The 19,629-nt window shown below is 37.2% G+C and carries 18 protein-coding genes; 4 read left to right on the top strand and 14 right to left on the bottom strand.

From position 1 onward, the window contains the following. The gene (locus OGY07_RS04795) at positions 1–2,961 is read left to right on the top strand and encodes a type III restriction-modification system endonuclease (protein ID WP_206551971.1); all 2,961 of its coding nucleotides are present in this window, start codon (positions 1–3) and stop codon (positions 2,959–2,961) included. A 93-nt stretch (positions 2,962–3,054) separates the two neighbouring features. On the opposite strand, the gene OGY07_RS04790 is transcribed toward OGY07_RS04795, so the two are convergent. From OGY07_RS04790 to pilV, 3 genes are all read right to left on the bottom strand, one after another. Continuing rightward, positions 3,055–3,624, bottom strand: coding sequence for a type 4 pilus major pilin (locus tag OGY07_RS04790; RefSeq protein WP_206551970.1), 570 nt, complete (start codon positions 3,622–3,624; stop codon positions 3,055–3,057). Between the two features lie 152 nt (positions 3,625–3,776). Then, positions 3,777–5,255 (bottom strand): hypothetical protein, encoded by a 1,479-nt coding sequence (locus tag OGY07_RS04785; RefSeq protein ID WP_286599025.1) that lies wholly within the window; start codon positions 5,253–5,255, stop codon positions 3,777–3,779. 502 nt (positions 5,256–5,757) lie between these two features. Continuing rightward, positions 5,758–7,230, bottom strand: coding sequence for a shufflon system plasmid conjugative transfer pilus tip adhesin PilV (pilV, locus tag OGY07_RS04780; RefSeq protein WP_286599023.1), 1,473 nt, complete (start codon positions 7,228–7,230; stop codon positions 5,758–5,760). 180 nt (positions 7,231–7,410) lie between these two features. Between pilV and OGY07_RS04775 the strand changes: the two genes are divergently transcribed. Beyond that, on the top strand, positions 7,411–7,809 hold the full coding sequence (locus OGY07_RS04775) for an H-NS family histone-like protein (protein ID WP_047361924.1): 399 nt from the start codon (positions 7,411–7,413) through the stop codon (positions 7,807–7,809). Between the two features lie 128 nt (positions 7,810–7,937). On the opposite strand, the gene OGY07_RS04770 is transcribed toward OGY07_RS04775, so the two are convergent. The 3 genes from OGY07_RS04770 to OGY07_RS04760 form a co-directional block, all read right to left on the bottom strand. Continuing rightward, complete coding sequence (locus OGY07_RS04770) at positions 7,938–8,291, bottom strand: conjugal transfer protein TraD (RefSeq protein ID WP_047361926.1); 354 nt, start codon at positions 8,289–8,291, stop codon at positions 7,938–7,940. Further along, positions 8,288–8,539, bottom strand: coding sequence for a hypothetical protein (locus OGY07_RS04765; RefSeq protein ID WP_047361928.1), 252 nt, complete (start codon positions 8,537–8,539; stop codon positions 8,288–8,290). Before OGY07_RS04765 ends, OGY07_RS04770 begins: the two co-directional genes overlap by 4 nt. 201 nt (positions 8,540–8,740) lie before the next feature. After that, the gene (locus tag OGY07_RS04760; protein WP_032667201.1) at positions 8,741–9,025 is read right to left on the bottom strand and encodes a DUF3892 domain-containing protein; all 285 of its coding nucleotides are present in this window, start codon (positions 9,023–9,025) and stop codon (positions 8,741–8,743) included. A 727-nt stretch (positions 9,026–9,752) separates the two neighbouring features. Between OGY07_RS04760 and mobQ the strand changes: the two genes are divergently transcribed. Then, positions 9,753–11,153 carry a MobQ family relaxase gene (gene mobQ / locus OGY07_RS04755; protein ID WP_180777233.1) on the top strand — a complete coding sequence of 467 codons (1,401 nt, stop codon included), beginning with the start codon at positions 9,753–9,755 and terminating at the stop codon, positions 11,151–11,153. A gap of 73 nt (positions 11,154–11,226) precedes the next feature. On the opposite strand, the gene OGY07_RS04750 is transcribed toward mobQ, so the two are convergent. The 6 genes from OGY07_RS04750 to OGY07_RS04725 all read right to left on the bottom strand — a co-directional run bounded on the left by OGY07_RS04750 (position 11,227) and on the right by OGY07_RS04725 (position 15,073). Next, a complete protein-coding gene (locus OGY07_RS04750) occupies positions 11,227–11,880 on the bottom strand; it encodes a hypothetical protein (RefSeq protein ID WP_180777234.1) in 654 nt (217 codons plus the stop codon). Positions 11,881–12,099: 219 nt separating this feature from the next. Further along, positions 12,100–13,200 carry a reverse transcriptase family protein gene (locus tag OGY07_RS04745; protein ID WP_047361936.1) on the bottom strand — a complete coding sequence of 367 codons (1,101 nt, stop codon included), beginning with the start codon at positions 13,198–13,200 and terminating at the stop codon, positions 12,100–12,102. Next, positions 13,193–13,474 carry a helix-turn-helix domain-containing protein gene (locus tag OGY07_RS04740; protein ID WP_072060408.1) on the bottom strand — a complete coding sequence of 94 codons (282 nt, stop codon included), beginning with the start codon at positions 13,472–13,474 and terminating at the stop codon, positions 13,193–13,195. Before OGY07_RS04740 ends, OGY07_RS04745 begins: the two co-directional genes overlap by 8 nt. Positions 13,475–13,564: 90 nt before the next feature. Continuing rightward, positions 13,565–13,780 carry a hypothetical protein gene (locus OGY07_RS04735; protein ID WP_008499885.1) on the bottom strand — a complete coding sequence of 72 codons (216 nt, stop codon included), beginning with the start codon at positions 13,778–13,780 and terminating at the stop codon, positions 13,565–13,567. 456 nt (positions 13,781–14,236) lie between these two features. Next, the gene (locus OGY07_RS04730) at positions 14,237–14,512 is read right to left on the bottom strand and encodes a hypothetical protein (protein ID WP_180777236.1); all 276 of its coding nucleotides are present in this window, start codon (positions 14,510–14,512) and stop codon (positions 14,237–14,239) included. A gap of 9 nt (positions 14,513–14,521) precedes the next feature. Then, positions 14,522–15,073 carry a membrane lipoprotein lipid attachment site-containing protein gene (locus tag OGY07_RS04725; protein ID WP_180777238.1) on the bottom strand — a complete coding sequence of 184 codons (552 nt, stop codon included), beginning with the start codon at positions 15,071–15,073 and terminating at the stop codon, positions 14,522–14,524. 631 nt (positions 15,074–15,704) lie between these two features. Here OGY07_RS04725 and OGY07_RS04720 point away from each other — a divergent pair. Then, a complete protein-coding gene (locus tag OGY07_RS04720; RefSeq protein WP_047361940.1) occupies positions 15,705–16,082 on the top strand; it encodes an SEN1984 family lipoprotein in 378 nt (125 codons plus the stop codon). 262 nt (positions 16,083–16,344) lie between these two features. On the opposite strand, the gene OGY07_RS04715 is transcribed toward OGY07_RS04720, so the two are convergent. Together OGY07_RS04715 and OGY07_RS04710 are read right to left on the bottom strand one after the other, a co-directional pair. Further along, positions 16,345–17,547, bottom strand: coding sequence for a HEPN domain-containing protein (locus tag OGY07_RS04715; protein ID WP_180777240.1), 1,203 nt, complete (start codon positions 17,545–17,547; stop codon positions 16,345–16,347). Between the two features lie 696 nt (positions 17,548–18,243). Further along, positions 18,244–19,056: a hypothetical protein gene (locus OGY07_RS04710; protein ID WP_047361944.1), complete on the bottom strand. Its 813-nt coding sequence runs from the start codon at positions 19,054–19,056 to the stop codon at positions 18,244–18,246. Positions 19,057–19,629 lie beyond the last annotated feature (573 nt).

The following is a 19,629-nucleotide window of genomic DNA, read 5'->3' as shown; positions in this document are numbered from 1 at the left end:
ATGAAACTACATTTTGAATCTGACCTTACCTATCAGCAAAACGCCATAACTTCGGTCTGTGATTTGTTTGTGGGACAGGAGAAGTGGGAGAGCGAAATGACTGTGCTGGCCCCAGCTCAGGGTGCACTCTCATTTGAAGGCGCAACAGGTTCAATGCCTGTAAACCCACAGATACCCGAAGATGATGTTCTGCTGAAAAACTTAAACAATGTTCAGTTGAAGAATCAGCTTCCTCCCTCACCTGTGCTCGACAGCCATGATTTTACTGTCGAGATGGAAACAGGGACAGGTAAAACGTATGTTTATCTTCGCACCATGCTTGAGTTGAATAAACGTTATGGCATGAGCAAATTTATCATCGTAGTTCCTTCCGTTGCCATCAAGGAAGGCGTTTATAAAACACTACAAATTACTGAAGAACATTTTAAAAGCCTTTATGCGGGAGTTCCATACCAATACTATCTGTATGACTCGTCAAAACCTGCGGATGTGAGAAATTTTGCAACCAGCTCTGTTATGCAGATCATGGTAATGACGGTAGGCGCGATTAACAAAAAAGACGTTAATAAGCTCTATCAGTCCAGTGAAAAAACAACCGTTGACGATCTGGATAAGCCAATTGATCTGATACGTGCTACACGTCCAATTATTATTGTCGATGAACCGCAAAGTGTTGATGGTGGCTTAAATGGTGCGGGTAAAACCGCACTTGATGCTATGCACCCAATGTTCACCTTACGCTATTCAGCGACACATGTGCATAAACATCATATGGTGTATCGCCTCGATGCCATTGATGCTTACAATCAGAAACTGGTCAAACAAATTGAAGTTGCCGGGCTTGAAGTTCAAAATGCAAGCAATAGCCCCTATGTAAAACTGGTCAGTATTAACAGTAAGAAGAATAGCATTAGCGCGACTGTTATTGTTGATATAGCCGATAAAAAAGGGGGCGTAAATCGTTCTGAAATTACCGTGCATGACGGTATGACACTTGATGACGAAACGGGGCGTGATATTTATCAGGGATACAGGATAAGTGAGATCCGCACGGGCAAAGAAGGCTATCTGACACTGGAGACGCCTTCTAATACCTACTATATGCAAGTGGGTGATGTCGTGGGTGATATTGACCCGATGCTCATCCAGCGTCATATGATTAGGCGTACAATTCGTGAACATCTTGATAAAGAACTTCGCCTGAATTCCCAGCAAATCAAGGTTCTCACCCTGTTCTTCATTGATAAGGTTGATTTCTATCGCCAGACTAATGAAGAAGGACTTCGTGAACCGGGTGAATATGCTCGTATCTTTGAAGAAGAATATCTAAAAGCGATCAAAAGCCCCGCATATAAAGATTTGCTCCCTTCTCATCCAGAACATGCTAAAGACGTTCATGATGGTTATTTCTCCATTGATAAAAAAGGTGGATGGGCTGAAACAACCGAAAGCAATAATGCAGGCCGCGAAAATGCGGAACGCGGTTATAACCTCATCATGAAAAATAAAGAGAAGCTTTTGAGTTTCTCGAATCCGGTGAGGTTTATTTTTTCACACTCTGCTTTGAAAGAAGGCTGGGATAACCCCAATGTATTCCAGATCTGTAGCCTTCGAGAGATGGGAAGTGAACGAGAACGTCGTCAAACATTAGGGCGTGGTCTTCGCCTGTGTGTTAACCAAGAGGGTGAACGTGTTCGTGATGACAGCATTAACATTCTGACTGTCGTTGCCAGTGAAAATTATGAAGCCTATGCCGAACGACTACAGAGCGAAATTGAGAACGAAACAGGCATCCGTTTTGGTATCATCGAAAAAGATGCATTCGCCCATCTGATCTTCTCTGATTCCTCACAAGCTGTAGGAATAACCGGTTCGCATGAAATCTGGTCTGAACTACAGACTGAAGGTTATCTGGAAAAATCGGGAAAAATCACTAAAACCCTGAAAGAAACTCTTCTCGATGGCACTTTTGCTGTTAGCGCAAAGTTCCTCCCTCTTCAGGAGCAAATTGAAGCTATCCTGCGTAAATCAGCAGGACGACTCAATATAAATAATGCTGATGAGCGTAAAGTAATCAAATACCGGAAAGAGGTCTTAAACAGCCCTGAATTCGAAGCGTTATGGCAGCGCATTTGCCAAAAAACACTGTACCGTCTGGCATTTGATGAAGATGAATTGATCAAATCATGTACAAAATCACTTTCTGAAATGCAGCCTGTAGCAAAAGCAATGGTCAGTTTCAGCAAAGCAACAATCAAACAAAGTCAATCTGGACTTGATGTCAAAGCTCAGTCTAATGGGACAACAAGCGCTGTTATAGATGTTGCAGAGCAGCCACTGCCAGATATTCTTGGTGTTCTACAGGAAAAAACCGGACTGACAAGACGCAGTTTAAGCACCATCCTGAAAGAGAGTGGAAGACTCGCTGATTTTGCTAAAAATCCACAGCAGTTTATCAGTGAAGCTATAGGCCGAATCAACTACTGCAAACGCCTGTCAATTGTTGATGGTATTAAATATTATCCACTAAAAGGAGAGGTGTATGCGCAAAGTCTCTTTATGGATAAAGAGCTAACAGGATATGCCCGTAATCTTTTTGAAACCTCGTCTAAGTCAGTTTACGAATACGTTCCTAAAGATTCTGAAGTCGAAAGCCGTTTCGCTCAGGAACTCGAAGAACAGGATGAAGTTAAGCTTTATGTGAAGCTTCCCGGTTGGTTTAAAATTCCGACTCCACTGGGAACCTACAATCCTGACTGGGCCTTAGTTATTGAAGACAATGGTGAGGAGCATATTTACTTTGTTGTAGAGACAAAAAGTAAACACATTGGTCTTGGTCATGAAGAAGATGCAAAAATTACTTGTGGCAATGCTCATTTTAGCTCACTCAAGGAAAAGATGCTTAATCCTGCAAGATATATGAGATCTACAAATATAAATGAAGTTTTAAGCAGCATATAAATTGAAAAAGGGCCAAAAGGCCCTTTTCATACCCTTAAAAGAAATTCAAGAATGACGCAGACTCATATTTTAATCAAAGGATATCGTTTTTTCTCAAATAGCTGTGAATATAAGAGTATTACTATTACCACCGGCTGAACACTGCGTAGCAGTTTTAGCCACATCCAGTACATCACCTGCTGCTTTCACATTCGCCGCTACTCCTACGCCAACCTCATAGAAATTTCCTGCGGCTGCAGTTACTATTTTGGTACATTCCGCTGCAGGCACATTAGAATATGTAATATTAAAAGAAGATCCGGGGGCTTTTGATGGACCAGTTGCTGCAGCTGCCAATATGACATCACCTTTAAATGCATTAATTGGCTTGACTGCTGACTCAGAGCCACTCAACATATTATCCGGGAAAATCTTAGCCTGAACTGCCACAGTGTTTGAAAGACCAGTAAAACTTGATGCTGAAGTATATAACGATTTAACACCTGCTTGAATAGTGGCTATGTTATTACTTTCTGCCTGCGCACGCTGTGAAGCTTGTACTTTAGGGTAAACGATAAATGCCGCAACCACTAATGCTGATATAATCCCAAGAACCAACAGAAGTTCTAAGAGCGAGAATCCTTTCTTGCTTTTTTTGTATTTAATTAATACTGCTTTTTTCATTTCCTTTATATCTCCTTGTTATTTGGATAGATATAAAAGAGATAAACCAGATAAAATATTAAACAAGACTTGTATATTCTTTATATGCTCTTATCCGATAAGCGGACTACCTGATAAAAAAAAGACCATTATTCATAATATTTTCCTCTTTGTTATATTGTAAAATTGCTTTCTACTTCGATATTTTTATCACCTAAGAAAAACTCCTGAAGTGATTCATCTTTTAAGCTACTAATAAAAGAAGTCATATTGTGAAAGTTGGTAAACTTGATACTACTTTCATTAGATCTCATTTCTTTAATTAAATCAGAGTTATTTAATACTTGAGTAGATAAAGCCTCAAAATCACAAGCGTTCATAGAAAAAGCAGCTATGACCATATCACCTTTTATTTCAGCATCGTGCTCTGGAATAGCGTATATTACTTTATCTTTATATTTTCCTGTCAACTTGTTATCTTCAATTTTGGTTACTCTAAGAACATTATCAGCATTTAGAGATTCTTTTTTAATACCTATAAAATCTTGTTTCATGTTATCTAAGAATTTAATAAGAGTATCTTCTATAGCATAACCGTTAAATAGTTCAGCTTCTGCTTTTTTCTTCATCTTTATTTTATCTTTTAAAAAGTTTTCTTTGTTATTTTTTAAAGACGCTAACTCTTTTTCATATTCTCTTCTGTTTCCATGAAAATTTTCAATAGCGAATTCTAATTCTCTAACTTTACCACTATAATAACATTCACAAGATCTATTTATCATACTTTGATTACGATATTTTTCCATACTTAATGAAACAAGGAATGAACGAACATAATTGATAATTCCATTACTTAAAACCATAGATAAAGAACGCATATTCTTAACATATACATCTTGATCTTTTTTGATATACTCTTCATATCCTTTAAAACCTTCTGGTTTTTCTTCTATATTTTTTGTCATAAAGTTTAATTCTCTTATCCAACTATCCCCGACAAGATAAACATCATATATAGAAGACAACTCTTTCATATCAAAATTAAAATCTTTTGAAAGTTGTTCTTTAACAGATAAAAGAGCTTTTTCTTTTAGTTGTTCTACAGATAATAAATCATTCAAGTTAGAATAGACATCCTTCAACATCTCAACTTTCTTAAAAGCATCATTTATAATATGTTGTGTTTTTAACAGATTATATGAATAATTATTTTTTGATAAATATTGATTTACCATTTCAACTTCTTCAAACAATTGAACCGTTGTATTAAATTTAATAGCATTATTCTTATTTGATGGATTGCTTAATAATTCCTCAATAACATCTTCTGTTCCAGAGCAGATATCTTTAAACATCTTATCAATAAAATAGCTTAATGTTCTTTTTTCATGAGAATAATGGGAATATGATATTAGCTCGAACACTTCTTTAACAGAAAATGCTAATTGAGGTCTACCAATATATAGCTGTTCTGGCGTAGCATTCTCCACAGCATCTATCATAAAATCAACAGGAGCTTTACCAAAATAGAAATGAATTCTGGATATTTCTTGAAAATCTTCTGCAAGGTTTTCATGAGCTGATGGAGGTACGCTGCATGAAAAGAAGCTTCTGTTATGTGATGAATCCAATAAGGTATAACTATATGACATTTCTTAACCCTTTATTAAAAATTTACAAGATTGAATATGGAGTTATTCTTCTTTGATAGTAATTAAATGTTATAATTCACTTTCTAACATATCAAATTTAATTGTTTAATTATGCCATTATTTTTAATCATTTTATATACTCCGCTTCTTTGTAAAATATCGAGTTGATGAGTAATCATAACACTATCTCTTAACTTATATATTCTTTATATGCTCTTATCCGATAAGCGGACTACCTGATAAAAACCAAAAAAGACCAGAATGTTCTGATCTTTTTTTTGGGAAGCGAGCTTCATTGACTTTATTAAAACCATCAAAGTTTTACAAGATTGAATATGGAGTTATTCTTCTTTGATAGTAATTAGACATTACAATTTACTTTCTAAAAAGTCAAATTTAAATGTTTAATTATGCGATTATTTTTTAATCCATTTCTATACTCTGTTCCCTTGTGTAATATCGAGCTGATGAATAATAATAGCAATTTCTCAGAACTGATATATTACCATGATAAAGTGAACTCTCTTTCAACAAATGCCTGATTTACTGACATCTGGATCACACCATTTGAATATGTAAAACTTCCGGGGTAGCAGCTCCCACATCCGTCTCCCCACCAACGGGTTATCCTTTCACTAACCAATTTTATTTCAGGGCGTGTAATACCATCTCGCCAGAAAGTCAAATCAGTATAAACGTCTTTCCTACAACTATTGCTGGAGTTGTTTCCTGCATGACAAGATAAAATTATTTTTAGCGGTTTTGGAGCATCTGCTGCATAATTTATTCTTCGCCAAATCCCATCCTGACAGGAAATAATAGCCCCTGTGGATTCCTTACTGATTAATCCTTGGGTAGGACAGGCTGTTCCTACAACCTCAGTCGAGTTAGGTAAAAAATAGTTTGCGTCGATAGTTTTATCTGAATGAATATTTCCGGTAGCCTCTATATTTCCACTTACCTTCACATATCCACTCAAAATCCCTCCGGTTGTTTGAACATTTTTACCATTATACGCAGTGATGGTATTCGCATCTTTCATATACCATCCTCCACCATATTTCTGAAAATATATACCTCCGTCATTTAATGTTCTGAACCAGTTCTGCGTGTATACCTCGCCTCTGGATTGGATATTTTGGGCTGAAACACTGTTATTAGCATTTATTGAACCATTGACCTGAGCACTGCCGCCAACGCGGATATGTGCGCCGACAACCGTATCTCCTGTAGAATTCAGAGTATTAGCAGTCGCAGTTCCTGCAGCAGTGATGTCTTGGACATTATTGATACTTTGCCCACCCATATTAAGATCTCCCGTCATCGGCAATGTGCCATCACGACGAAGATAAACAGAATACATGGCAGAATCATATCCTACGCGATAAGCCATCAGTCCTGCACTTGTGATATTACTATAATCTGTAGATGTTTCTTTCCATGCGCCCTGCAAACCTGATGCTAACGTTGCTGATTGCGTCATACCACTATCAATACCTGCCGCCTGCATCGCTCGGCCCAATAAATCGTAACGATACTTATCCCCTTCCATCCAAGGTAAAGTCGTTGTAATAAGCCCATTAACTACATAGTTAGGTGATATTCCTGAACGTTTTAATATAATTTTATATGAAGATTTTTGCGCATTAATCCCGGTGTATGACGCAGGTAATAACCCTTCATTAACCAGTGTCTGGTATGTGATTTCACAGCCTGAAGCATTACAGACACGGGGACCCGGATCGCTTGACTGGCTGCTGCTTGAAGTCAGAGTAGAAAGTTTGTCATATCGGATATTAATATACCCGTTTACCGCCTCCCCTATCTGTTTCATTTGCTGACCAACAGCGTTAGCCGTCATCGTTTCCTGTTCATTTTTCATATCCTGAAAACGCATAAATGCCATCATGCTACCCACACCCAGCACCAATACGAGTTCTAACAAGGAGAACCCTTTTCTATTTTGTTTTTTCATTTTCATCGTCCTTTTTATTTCACGTACTAATCAATTACCAAAAATAAACAGGAGGTCAAGACCGATGAATATATAATCAATGAAAAAATCAATAACAAAATACAGGGTAGATGGTTTTATCTCTTTCTATCCGTTTTGTGGTATCATTATAGAGATTTTATACATTCAGGATAAAAGACAATGACTGACGCTATTAAAGCTCTCAATAACATCCGTACCCTTCGCGCTCAGGCACGAGAAACAGATCTCGCTACACTGGAAGAGATACTCGAAAAATTAACGGCTATTGTCGAGGACAAACGCCAAGAAGAGACAATCGCACAGCAACAAAATGCTGAACGTCAGAGCAAAATCGAAGCCCTGCGTGCGCAACTGCTTGAAGATGGCATTGACCCGTCTGAGCTGCTGGGTAATGTTAAATCTTCACGTCCTGCTGCTGTTCGTGCTCCTCGTCCTGCAAAATACAAATACATTGATGAAAATGGCGATGAAAAGACATGGACGGGTCAGGGACGTACACCAAAAGTGATTGCAGCTGCACTGGAAAGCGGTAAGGTTCTGGAAGATTTTGCCATTTGATTAAGAGTTTTAATTTGCTGCCAAGGATGGTGGTAAAAATTGGCTACCGCGCCCTCTGGGGCTTGCTCAACAGCTCCCCAGCCTAAAACAAGTTTTAAGCCGGAGAGCTGTTCGGACGTGAAATGGTTTTATGGTCTGAATTTCTTGAGAACTCTTTCAATGTAGATTTGTCCATTTATTTTATACCGTTCGATATCGTGCGTATGCAAAGATGGAACTTCTAATAACAAACCAAAGAGTAATTGCTTATCTACCTCACTTATATCACAGTTTAAAACCTTGGCAACCTCTGCACCAAGAATTATTTTTTGTCGCGTGTTTTCTTTTTTGCTGTCTCTTTTTTCTTTTGCTTTAAGGTAATTTAATTTGTTTTGCGCTCCAGCAATTTTCTGCTCAAGTGTTTTCTTAATTTCCGGTCTGTCTCTATCATTCTGAAAAACATTGCCAGTTAGATAGGTGTTTTTTATTTTATCATCATTCATTCTTTTCTCCACTGATGCCTATGATTGTAAGGAATATTATTTCTGAATTCATCATCTGAAAGTGCTCGTTTGATTGATTTAATCCGGGAACAGAACTGTTTCTTTTCCTGTTTCTTTTTAAATTCAACTCTTACTTCTGTGATTATCTTTTCTGCTTCTCTATAAGCTTTTTCCAGATCGGTATAGATTCCATTATCAAGTAATCGTTTTGCTTCAAGATCGATGGCTTCATCGTTATTTTTATACATAAAACCTCCTTGTCTTTATTTCCTTAACACCAATTAGCATAATTAATAAATTAATCAATAGTATAGGGGGTTATTTTAATAATATATTTCCAAGTCTTTTAATTGACATTGAAATTATCTCTATAACTAACTACATTAAGAAGTGATCATGGTAAGCGCAGTAAATAGTAAGAAAGGGCCAATTGGCCCTTTCTTCAACACTTATGCGCACTCAGGAAGACTCAAAAGATTGTTAGGCTGTTCACCATCATTTTGAGTTTTCAAGTATTTGTTACCAGAAGCACTGACAGCAACAATCACCCACACTGAATGCCCTCCTGCATTAACATAAAATCTCCATTTCCCAGATTCTATTCCGCTTATAGCCTCTTGCTGTGTGAGCTTCCATCTGGTGCCATCAGCATTCTTACCACCAATATGAGTTATCCTTTCATGAGCACTCTGGCGATTGCTTTTATTGATACATAACACTTGATGTTCGGACATTATATCCTCATTATAATTGCTGTATGTAATTAATAAAATGATCATCATTCCTAATGCATCAAACTGCTCTAAGAAATGATGCAGACTAAGTTTAGGCCATATCCTTACGATTTCCAGTCAACAAATACCTAAATCGCGCACTTTGTAATTTATGCAACACAAGTGATAGCAATTACTAACTAAAATACCTAATACTCTCCGCGTTACTTATTTTTGTTTTTTAGTGATTTTCATTTCACCTTTAGGTTTTCCACCCTAGCTTTTGATCTTCACCTGTTCATTATATAACAGGGAAGTCATCCTTATTTTTAACTGCTTTTTATATTTTAGTGTTTTCCCGCCTTACGGCGGGATAAATTAACATTCTTTTTGTCCTACGGACGCCATCAAAACCCAGTCGGGTTAATATTGCGGAATACTTCGCCCGCCCATCCAGATAGCGCCGCTTAATTCGGCGGTTTGTTTTACAGTCATTCATATATTTAGTATTAATTAATAAAGGCAAGCCTTGTACATTGCCGTTATTTTTGAGCCATTTATGGCGATAAAAAATAAAGCAATGCCCACTTACGCATTATCGCTTCGCTCTAATGCCGTGGGGTCTACCGACGGTTGCCTGCCGCAGGCTAAAACCGTTTCCTTCGGAAACAAAATCAAGGTCAACGTCAACCCCGACGTTTTCCTTACGTAAAACGAAAAGCAGCATTTGGCATTGAGGAATACTTGGATGGCGATATACAGTTTTAAAATGGAGAACATCAGCAGAGGCGAAGGTCAGTCTTCAGTTAACTCTGCTGCATATCGTCACCGTAAAGTTTTCTTCGATAACAGAACAGGTGAAGTTTGTGGTCGCAAAACAGCACATAAAAAGGACCTTGCCTTTGCGCAGATTTTTGCACCCGAACATACCCCTCCTGCCCTGATTGTTGACAGTGAAACACTCTGGAATGCGGTTGAGGCATCAGAGAAGCGAAAAGATGCCCGCCTTGCCAAAGAGTTTAAGATTGCCCTCCCCGCTGAGCTAACACCAGAACAGAACATTGAACTCACCGCAGCTTTTGTTCTTGAGCACTTTACCAAGCAAGGCATCATTGCCGATGTTGTTATTCACGATATTAATGGTCATAACCCACATATCCATATAATGGGAACCACCCGTGAGGTTCTTTCTACCGGCTTTGGTAAAAAGGTCCGTGAGTGGGACAAGCCTGAAACCCTTGATAGCTGGCGTAAAGGCTGGCAGGACGTCTGTAATGGGTTCCTTGACCTGTATGGTCATGATGAACGCATCGATCACCGTTCTATCAGGGTTCAGTATGAGGAAGCAGTAGAACAGGCTACCACTGCTGCTACAAACGAAGAGAAAGCAATCTGGCTGGCTAAAGCTATTGAGACGAACCGAGACCCAATACTTCATATCCCTCGTGATCGCTGGGGAACTGTAGCCGCTCAGGAACAACGTGCTGCAGAGCAAGCCATACGTGATGAGCTTAAAAAAGAAGCTGGCGAAGCCTACTTTGCCTTTAAGGATTTACCACTAGACATTGTGGTTGATGTTGCCAGCTTTAGGGTTCATGCACTGGCTGAACCGGAAGAAATTGTTATCCCGGATAACACAGGAAGAGCTTCATCTTCAGACTCGCAAAAACGTGTTCTGGTTGCTCCTGCACCTCATACACGCACTACACTGAAAAAACCATCCTCTTCAACAACAAGAGCGATTAAACGCGCTCCTGTTAAAGCTAAGAGGAAGAATGTTGAACCTCGTCAGGACGGGATTTTCATACGTTTTACACTGTTGGTAGTAGATTATATAAGAGAGAAATTCATCTGGGCCAGAAAGAAACCATCCCCTGTTTCAGTTGATGCGGAACACGATAAGCGTATAGCTGAAAACTATGTGTTCGATGAAGTTCAAGGCATCTACGTCCCACGCGCTGAGCATGAAAGACGTGCCAGATTTAACAAAGATGACTACAAACCTACCCCGGATGAAATCAGACGTTTTCCAAGTCGTCCTAAACTCGATCAGACTGAACATAATATTAGTCTAGATCTGATTACTCCCATACAGTCTGAAAGCAAAAAAATATATACTCCGCGCTTAAAACCGCCAAATCATAGATAACAAGAAAAAAGAGATAATAATTACATCTAATATCTCCTTTTTTCATGGTATGTGTTATTAAAATAATAAATTGCTAATCAACAATTTTAAATTGTGAAACAGCCATAATAAAATCATCTTCCCATCGCTGCGTTCTTATTGTTCTAGGATGTGGTGCTCTAAGCGTATACTTCGGAAGATCTGGATGATGTAATTTTGAGAAGTGTTTTTTTGGCAATCCGTCAATATTATCAAAAACCAGATCTTGGTATAAATCCTTCAGTCTTTTATCATACTTATGATTCGTAAAAAATATACATACATCTGGTTTAAGAATACTAATTTCTTCCTTAACGAGATAGTCTAGCGATGCAATATCTTGTGCAAGTTCCGTGCGATCTGGTGAGCCACAATCAACATCAAATCTATTGAGATTAGACCACGCAATAGCATATGGTTCAATATTTAGTGATCTTTCCACTTTCCTAATTACATTCCAAAAAGCACTACTGTAGTATGATTCTCCAAAATTGAATTTTTGATAAGTAGCTTGCTGATCTGCTATGGAGGGAGATTTACTCCAGCCAAACGTCTCTTGCCCCACAACCATCAACTTTATCTTCTGATATGAATACTTACTGATATTTAAAAGAAGTGGTCCATGTAGATTTTTATCTGAATATCTTTCACTATACTTATTGAGAATACTAATGTTATTGATGTATAGCTGATTAAGTCTGTTATTCATTTTTATTCACCATAAAAAATTCGGTTAATGAAACACGATACCCCCGGCATTAAACATGATAAACATGTAGATAAAAACCACATCTTTTATTAAGCGGACTGGATCTATACTTCGCCCGTAAATTACGAAAGATGAGCAATATTTGTAATTCATCACGATTGAGACCATACAGTTATCGTGTCAATAAATAAGCTAATTCCCCCATAATTTATCGATCAGTTAGCTATTTAGCTTACATTTGCAGGTTTTATATTCAACATCCAAAATGGCAGATACACTTTTAGATGAATTACCTAATGGTTTTAACTTTGAATATAATGTTCTTAATTTCCTGATATCCTTAATTTTTCTCATCTCCCTGATTGATCTTATTGCATCCTTTTTATTAACAGCAGCAACTAGCAGATTAGCTTGTTTTATATACTCTGCATGATTTTTATCGCCTTGCTGCTTTAATGTATTTATTAATCCTCTAATTTTAAAATACAATGCAAGAATATCCATAATGCTTTCTTTTTCAATTACTTTTTTCTTCAAATTGAAAAGACACATTCTTATACTATCTTTTCTTTTTTGTGTTGGCCTAAGCTCTTTGATTACTTTTACACCATGTACGATTTTGGAATGACCATTCCTTAAAACTTTTGATTTCTGTCTATTTAATCTAACCCCACTTTTGAGCGCCATTGACGAAATCATTGTTTTTATTTTTGAAATATCTTCATTATTAACTTCTGATTCGAAACTAATAGTTATGTCATCGACATATCTCGTGTAATTTCCACCTAATTTTCCGACTTCCTCACTGATAAGAGTCTCTTCTTCTAAAAATACCAAGTTGGCAATGTCAGTACTTAACTTAGTTCCTTGAACAAGTGAACCTTCAAGTGTTGATAGCTTGGCTATTAATGATGAAACTTCAGGAGAGAAGTTCATGTAATATTGAAATGCTTTAGCTATCAGTTCTTCTTTTATAGAAGGAAAGAAATCCTTCATATCTTCTTGAATGATAATTGACTTATCACAATGGAATATACAATCATCTAAATAACTGACTCCTTTCCTACCTCCAGTAATATACTCCGGGAGTGATATCTTAGAAAAAATACGCTGTTTAATAAGCTCATGTATTTTTAATAACTCACCAACTACTTTATACGTCGTTCTTTTTTTTCCTTTCCTTATTACTGGTACCGCTTTGAAATAACTCTTTTTGTTTTTTAAAACATAAGCGAGCCTCTCTTCGTTTGTTTCTAGTATTTTGAATAGAGACTCTATATTAGCAAGTGGCCTATTTGAATAACTCCAATTTTTATGCATTAACTAATGTATCCATTATAGTTTTTTTGAGCATATTATTGATATCAGAAAACTCATCATTTGCCTCTTCACTTTCAGAAAGAAGAATAATGATATTTAGTGGAATATGTAGCGCTAATGATATTTTTTCTAATGCTGTAATAGTAGGGTCTCTTTGATTGTTTTCTATACGAGATAAATAAGATTTAGTTAAATCCGTTCTATCTGATAGTTCTTGTAGTGTGAGCTTACGTGTCTCACGGCATAGTTTAATGGTTGAACCAATATCTAACATAATGTACCTCAGACAATGGGATTGACATGGCTGGCTGCTCGTTCAAAAAATGAAGATGGATACATAACAAATCTCCTTAGTAGGTAGAAATCAATGAATATCAGAATCACCGTGTAGAAACTTAACTACAGCCAAGATCCTAGCAACATAGGGAAGATAATCTAAGGCAGACCAGCCTTTTGAATTTTCCCTGATTCTCTCTTCAAGGGCTTGTATTGCATCATCCAGTTCTTTCAAAGAGCTATTGTCTACAGTGTGTTTGCTCTTCTCACGCACTCGGCGCAAAGTGTCTAAAACATCTTTCATAAAAACCTCTCATTTTAACAACACGATGCAACTTGCATCCCCGCCAAAATGTCCTGTGGATCGTGTTGCACACCGTAGACAAAGCCAGCCAACACCCATCCAACACAACTGATTGGATACCCCGCCATTTCAGCATTAAACAATGCCGTATCGTAGATATACGATTGCAACATGCATTTCGCATAAAGTTACGATCACAATGAAGAGGGACATGGGCCACGTCTCGTATTGGAGAAATGGTTGACTGAAAATTTCACTCAGTCCTTTACCGATCCTAGAGGTTTTTAAAGAGCAAAGACAAACGAGTTCGTTCGTCCATGATTTGATAATAACCTAGTGTTGCCTGACAGGCAACTTATTAAATATGTCATTTTGGAATATAAAATCATTTATTATGCAAAAAAACCACATCTAGATCCACAGACATGGTTCTTTTGCACTTACAGTAAGGGAGTTTTACATCCTCCTCCTGAACACAACATTGTCAGAGAAGATAGCCTTGCCAGCTATAAAGGCCACAATAGCAATTATTGGTAGGCTGATAGTAGCTCCAGCAATCCCCGCAGACATACCGATAAGAATAGACAGTCCAAATGTCAGGAAGATAGCTACGGCAGCATACCATTGTGGATAAGCACCATATAAGACAGTCGCCATGCAGCCAGTACACACATGCACACCGCGCTTGCTCTCTTTCAGGCAAAACGGACACTGGATTGTATTGTTTTCCATGATAGTCCCTTAAATCGCTTTCCAGCCATTACTGGTTTTAACAAGATTAATCATGCCATCTTCCGGTTCATTCATACCCTTGACGCTGGAGAACGCTTTCTTGTCCACCCATGAAGGAACATCCGCCAACTTCCATGTATATGACACGCGAACAACTTTCTGATCACCGTTTCCCGGTTCGGTCCATTCCTTTATCTCAGAAACTTCCCGATGACCAACACAGGCACCTTTCTCACGGTCCCAAAACTCAACCTCTTGGCCCTTGTCCGTGACTTCCAGAACATCAACACTGCTAAAGCCATTTACCTGTTGTGAAACAGTAAGCAGCGCTTGTTCAACAAGTCCTTTAAGGATTTCATCACTGGCACTGTATCCAGCAGAACGGTAGCCACGGTTAACCTTAATCGGAAAACCTTTGTTGAATACAATGTCGTTGTCCTGCAGGGAGTAGCACAGCTTCGATTGTGATATTTTCGCGTTGATCGCTTTCTCAAAATCGCCTTTTTCACCGCATCCCGTCAAAGCAAGAGCTGTGCAAGTAACGAGTAAAATCTTCTTCATCTTCCTATCCATCCTGATAATCAAAAATGCTTTTATAAAGAGGTAGTCTGCAGCGCATCTGTAGTCGTTAAGGCTTGTTCTTACTGGCATAACGCAACAAAACCACCTGATTAACCAATTGATAGGATTCAATTATTTTTGTGGGCCGTCATATCGTTTGTAACGATCAAAATAAAATTAACGATAGATGCAGGCTATCATATTTTTATATTCGATCGATAGGACCAATTAAAACACCGATCGATAAATCACTTTCAATCGTTATTATCTATCAATAGCTTATTATCGATCTGTAATATCGATCATTTTCTTGCTAGAGGAATCGTTAATGAGTAGAGTAAACCAGAGGACCACCAGACAGTTTACGAGCTGATTCAAGTGGATAGAGCGTTGGACCATGAGATAAGCGGTTAATGTCGATTTATGGCCTTTAAATAGCTTTGATTAATGCAACATCAGGGAAAACAACCATGAAGGATGCCGTTAGCTGATTAGATAAAAACTCACAGGCTTTTGATAAGCGGCTTTCTTCTTCAGCCATTAACACAAATTTAAGTAGCCAGAGGTATCTCACATCTGGTACCGGCGTCTTTACGCCTATTTTTTCGTTTACTGTTTATATGGAGTTAACATGAAAAAACTGTTTATCGCTGCTCTGGTGAGCCTGCCTCTTACCGCTTGCACAACCTACGGCAACAAATCTCTGAAAGACGAATCCCAACAAACCGTAAAAGCCAAAATCGTTAAAGGGAAAACTACTCAGCAAGATGTAATTAATGCATTCGGGGAACCACAAACGCGAGCTACCAATGACGGTCAGGAAATGTGGTCCTACTCCAGCATGTCAGGCGAGAGTCAGATCTCGAACTACATCCCCGGTCTGGCCCTGCTTAAAAACAGCAACACAGCTCACATGAACTCCCTTGAGATCTGGTTCAAGGGGAATGTTGTTGAGCGATATAATTTCAGTCAGACGGCGAGTAAGGTTTCTCGTGGGTTGCTGGATTGAATGATATAAAACTCCGGCCAAATCCTATCATCTACGCTTAAATACCAATAGTGTCAATGAACCTCACCAGCGTTGAGCTTCATTGACACTGTAGACGCACACCTTCTTCTATTATCCACCTATTTGTGATGCCTACATCCTGCTAAATGAGAAAGCTATAGTTAGATCAGTGCTTTCTCATTTTATATGATAGATACCCTATTTAACCAAGAGTTATTTCTTGCTCTGGATTATATCATTAACATGACTAATAGGAATATAACTAGCGATACTTCTCCATATTCTCTCTCCTTCTCAATTTATGGTCTATCACATTAAATTTAATTTTTTCAAAGTCGTCATAAGAGAAACCAAGATTTTTAAGTATGAAAAGCTCAATCAACAGTTCCAACTTTAACGTTAAGTAGAATAGATCTATACCATCTGGAATATTTGTATACTTGCTGTCATTGTAATGCGTATAATAATTTCTCGTATCCCTTAATAAAACATCTAACCCTTCACGAGATTCATTGTCGAGAAAATCCACATATGCTTCATCAAGAATAACATCCTCTATTCTTTGTATATAGGTTTTATCGTTATCTTTAGTTAATTTCCTATGCAAACATTCAATTACTTGAGAGTATGTTATAAACTTTAAAACCAAGTCCAATTTATTCATGCTAGGGAGAAAATATAATCTCAGCAAATGCTCTGCTTCACTCATGATTAAATTCCATTTACAAAAAACATTCTGGACATCATTAGTGTTGTAATGGAACAAGCAAAAGTTATTACCTTGAATCGTTTCGCTTGAAAATGAAGGCTTGTAATTAATTGTAAAAACCTTATCTTCATCATCAATTATTTTATATCCATACTGCCTTACTATATTTTTTGCACCAAATGATATAAAAGTAATGACTTTGTGTAATACATCTTGCACGTAATCATAGTCCAATAATTTATTGGATGCGATAGCTATTTGAGAGGTTCTTTTCCCTGATTGAAAAGAATGTGTTGATGTAATAATAATATTAACATCATTATATTTTAATGATACTTTTTTTTGCATCAAATTATCATAGTTTTGAATTTCATGATAACAATTTTCAAAAAACCAATTATCACAGTCAATATTACAAGAGAACTCTTTTATCTTTAAACTTCTCACATCATCTAAATAACTAGTGCCAACTATAAGAATAGAACCAAACAAAATACATTTTTGTACTGGCTCACACCCAAAACTTATTCCACCCGTTGTTTTTATTTTATACATAGGACTGGGGATTGAAATATAAGAATCACTAAACTTACAGTATATATTTTCTTCTATTACTTTATCATTATTACTAAATGGTTTGTCAGTATTAAGTTCAAATGAGCCATCCTCATATATTGTTAACTTACCTGATATATTTTTCCCTTTCTCATCATTGATAAAGAAATCACCATTAATTTCATTAACTATTTTATTCATCGCAACCTTCATAATAATTAATTGTAAAAAAAGTTATATCTAACTCTCATTTTATGATTCATTCTCACACAACGCAACCGCAATATTAATTCTATCGACAGTCTGAGATGATGGCCCATAAAGATCGCCCTCAATTTCATGTTTGAACTCACCGTTCCTGAAGATTACAGCATACTTCAGCTAAGGCTTCACGTAGGTCCTGCAGGCCAAGCGCCGTTTATCAGCTTCGACGTATATGAAGCATTGGCTTATATCCTGCAGTACCCATCATCATCCAGAAAACTAACGGGGCGTGTTGGGAGACAGGCTGTTGTAGATTTTGGTTTCTGACATCAGCGATCTTATTGTCTCTTTGCTGACTTGGCTGAGTTCAGAGGCTAACCTTCTATAAACATTAACCATTCGTTCCTTATCACAATCATCCGCTGATTCAGACAGGAAAAAATAATCGTAATCTTTAGCATAGATGCTATTACCGTTTTCAAGGGTAAGTTATACACCTTGCTCGTGCTCTTCAATGCCTTTAACTATACAGGTCATAAATGGTATTTTTCCATTTTCATGAAAGAGCGTAATTATTTTAAAATTATTCATTTTTATCTTCCCTTTTTATATTTTCGATACTACATTTGTTTTAGAATGATAAAACTTAACTCAAGCAATATTACATCCCCACATGAGATACTCGTGTACACCTTAATTTACTCGCTCTCTGAATATCACCTTCGTGAACAAATCTTCGCCCTGAATATTATCCCAATCTAACGGTTCTTCTGGCGGTAAAAGCATTTCTCCCTTGGTAGCAATAGCTCCATCCGTGCTTTTATCCATCATCTTCGCTTGGGATCTTTTAGCCTGCAATCTTGCGATTAACAAATCAATATCCTCTTGGTCCTTAACATCTTCTATCACTGACTGAATCGACCTGCTTTTCACTTCAGCATTACTATTTGTATCGCGCGTACCAAAATCATTTTCGGTTTGTTCTTCCATTGTCTCTTTCTTTTTTATAATCTCTGAAACAAAGCGAGCACGATCACCATTAAACACAATAGCAGGATTTATAAAATACCAGTTTTTTTCATTCGTTTTAGCAATAATACGCTTCTCAATAAGTTCTTTTATTCCTCTGTAAAAGATAGATTCAGACAAAACGAAGTGGTCTATTTTTTCCGCAAGCGACATTGCTTTTTTACAGCTCAGGTAAAAGTGATCTTTACCTATCGCATCCTGATAGATACGGAGAAATATGAAAAACACCTTGTATGCTGTTTTCGTTAAGTCAAAATATGCTTTTATCTGGGAAGTGTAGAGCTTAATGAACTCTTCTTTATCGACCTCTTGTGTATGTACGATATTGGCAAAATAAGATTTGCTGGTATCCTTCCTTTCAATAAGTTCTGTGCCTCTTGAAACAGTCAGGTTTTTCTTTCTTGTTTCAATCTTTATCTCGGTCTCAAAGCAAAAAGGATTTAATCCTAAATCTAAATCAACTTCTATTTCATTCATCACGACATTACCTCTTATTATTTTATTTACAATTAAATACCATGCACAAAATAGATATCAAGTTTTTTGCATATTTTTTTGCGAAAATATTTTAGAAATCGCAAGTATTCCAGTGACGATAATTTAAAGCACTGTCATTTTATAGGTTAAAAATGACATAGAAACTGACTACAGAGTCAGGAAAGCTCACTGTACAGTCAGGAATACTGACCACAGAGTCAGGAACACTGACTGTACGGTCAGTCACGTTTTTTCGTTCCATGCCTTATACAGCAAGGGCTACAAGCCGATTTTGTCTTAATTTAATTTTGTAAGAAGTAAGAGATAATACTTAAGAGGATAAAAAGAAACCGGGCGATTTTTATGATCGCCACATGGGGTTTCAAGACAAAAATGATTAGCCATTTCCGGTTGCATTATTATTGTAAAGCTTTCCTTTTTATTCCATTAAAATCCTTTTTTGAAAATCACCACCATCTATGAGCTGACGCTCATGTGCTAAAGCACGGCTACGCCCTGACGCTGATATTAATATATGTTCACTTTGATTATGCAGTTTCCATCTAATTTAGT

It is taken from the genome of Citrobacter sp. Cs237 (genome assembly GCF_030332325.1).
Lineage (GTDB): Bacteria > Pseudomonadota > Gammaproteobacteria > Enterobacterales > Enterobacteriaceae > Citrobacter_A > Citrobacter_A sedlakii.
The sequence above is the reverse complement of the archived record's forward strand: the minus strand, read 5'-3'. Positions and strand labels throughout refer to the sequence as shown.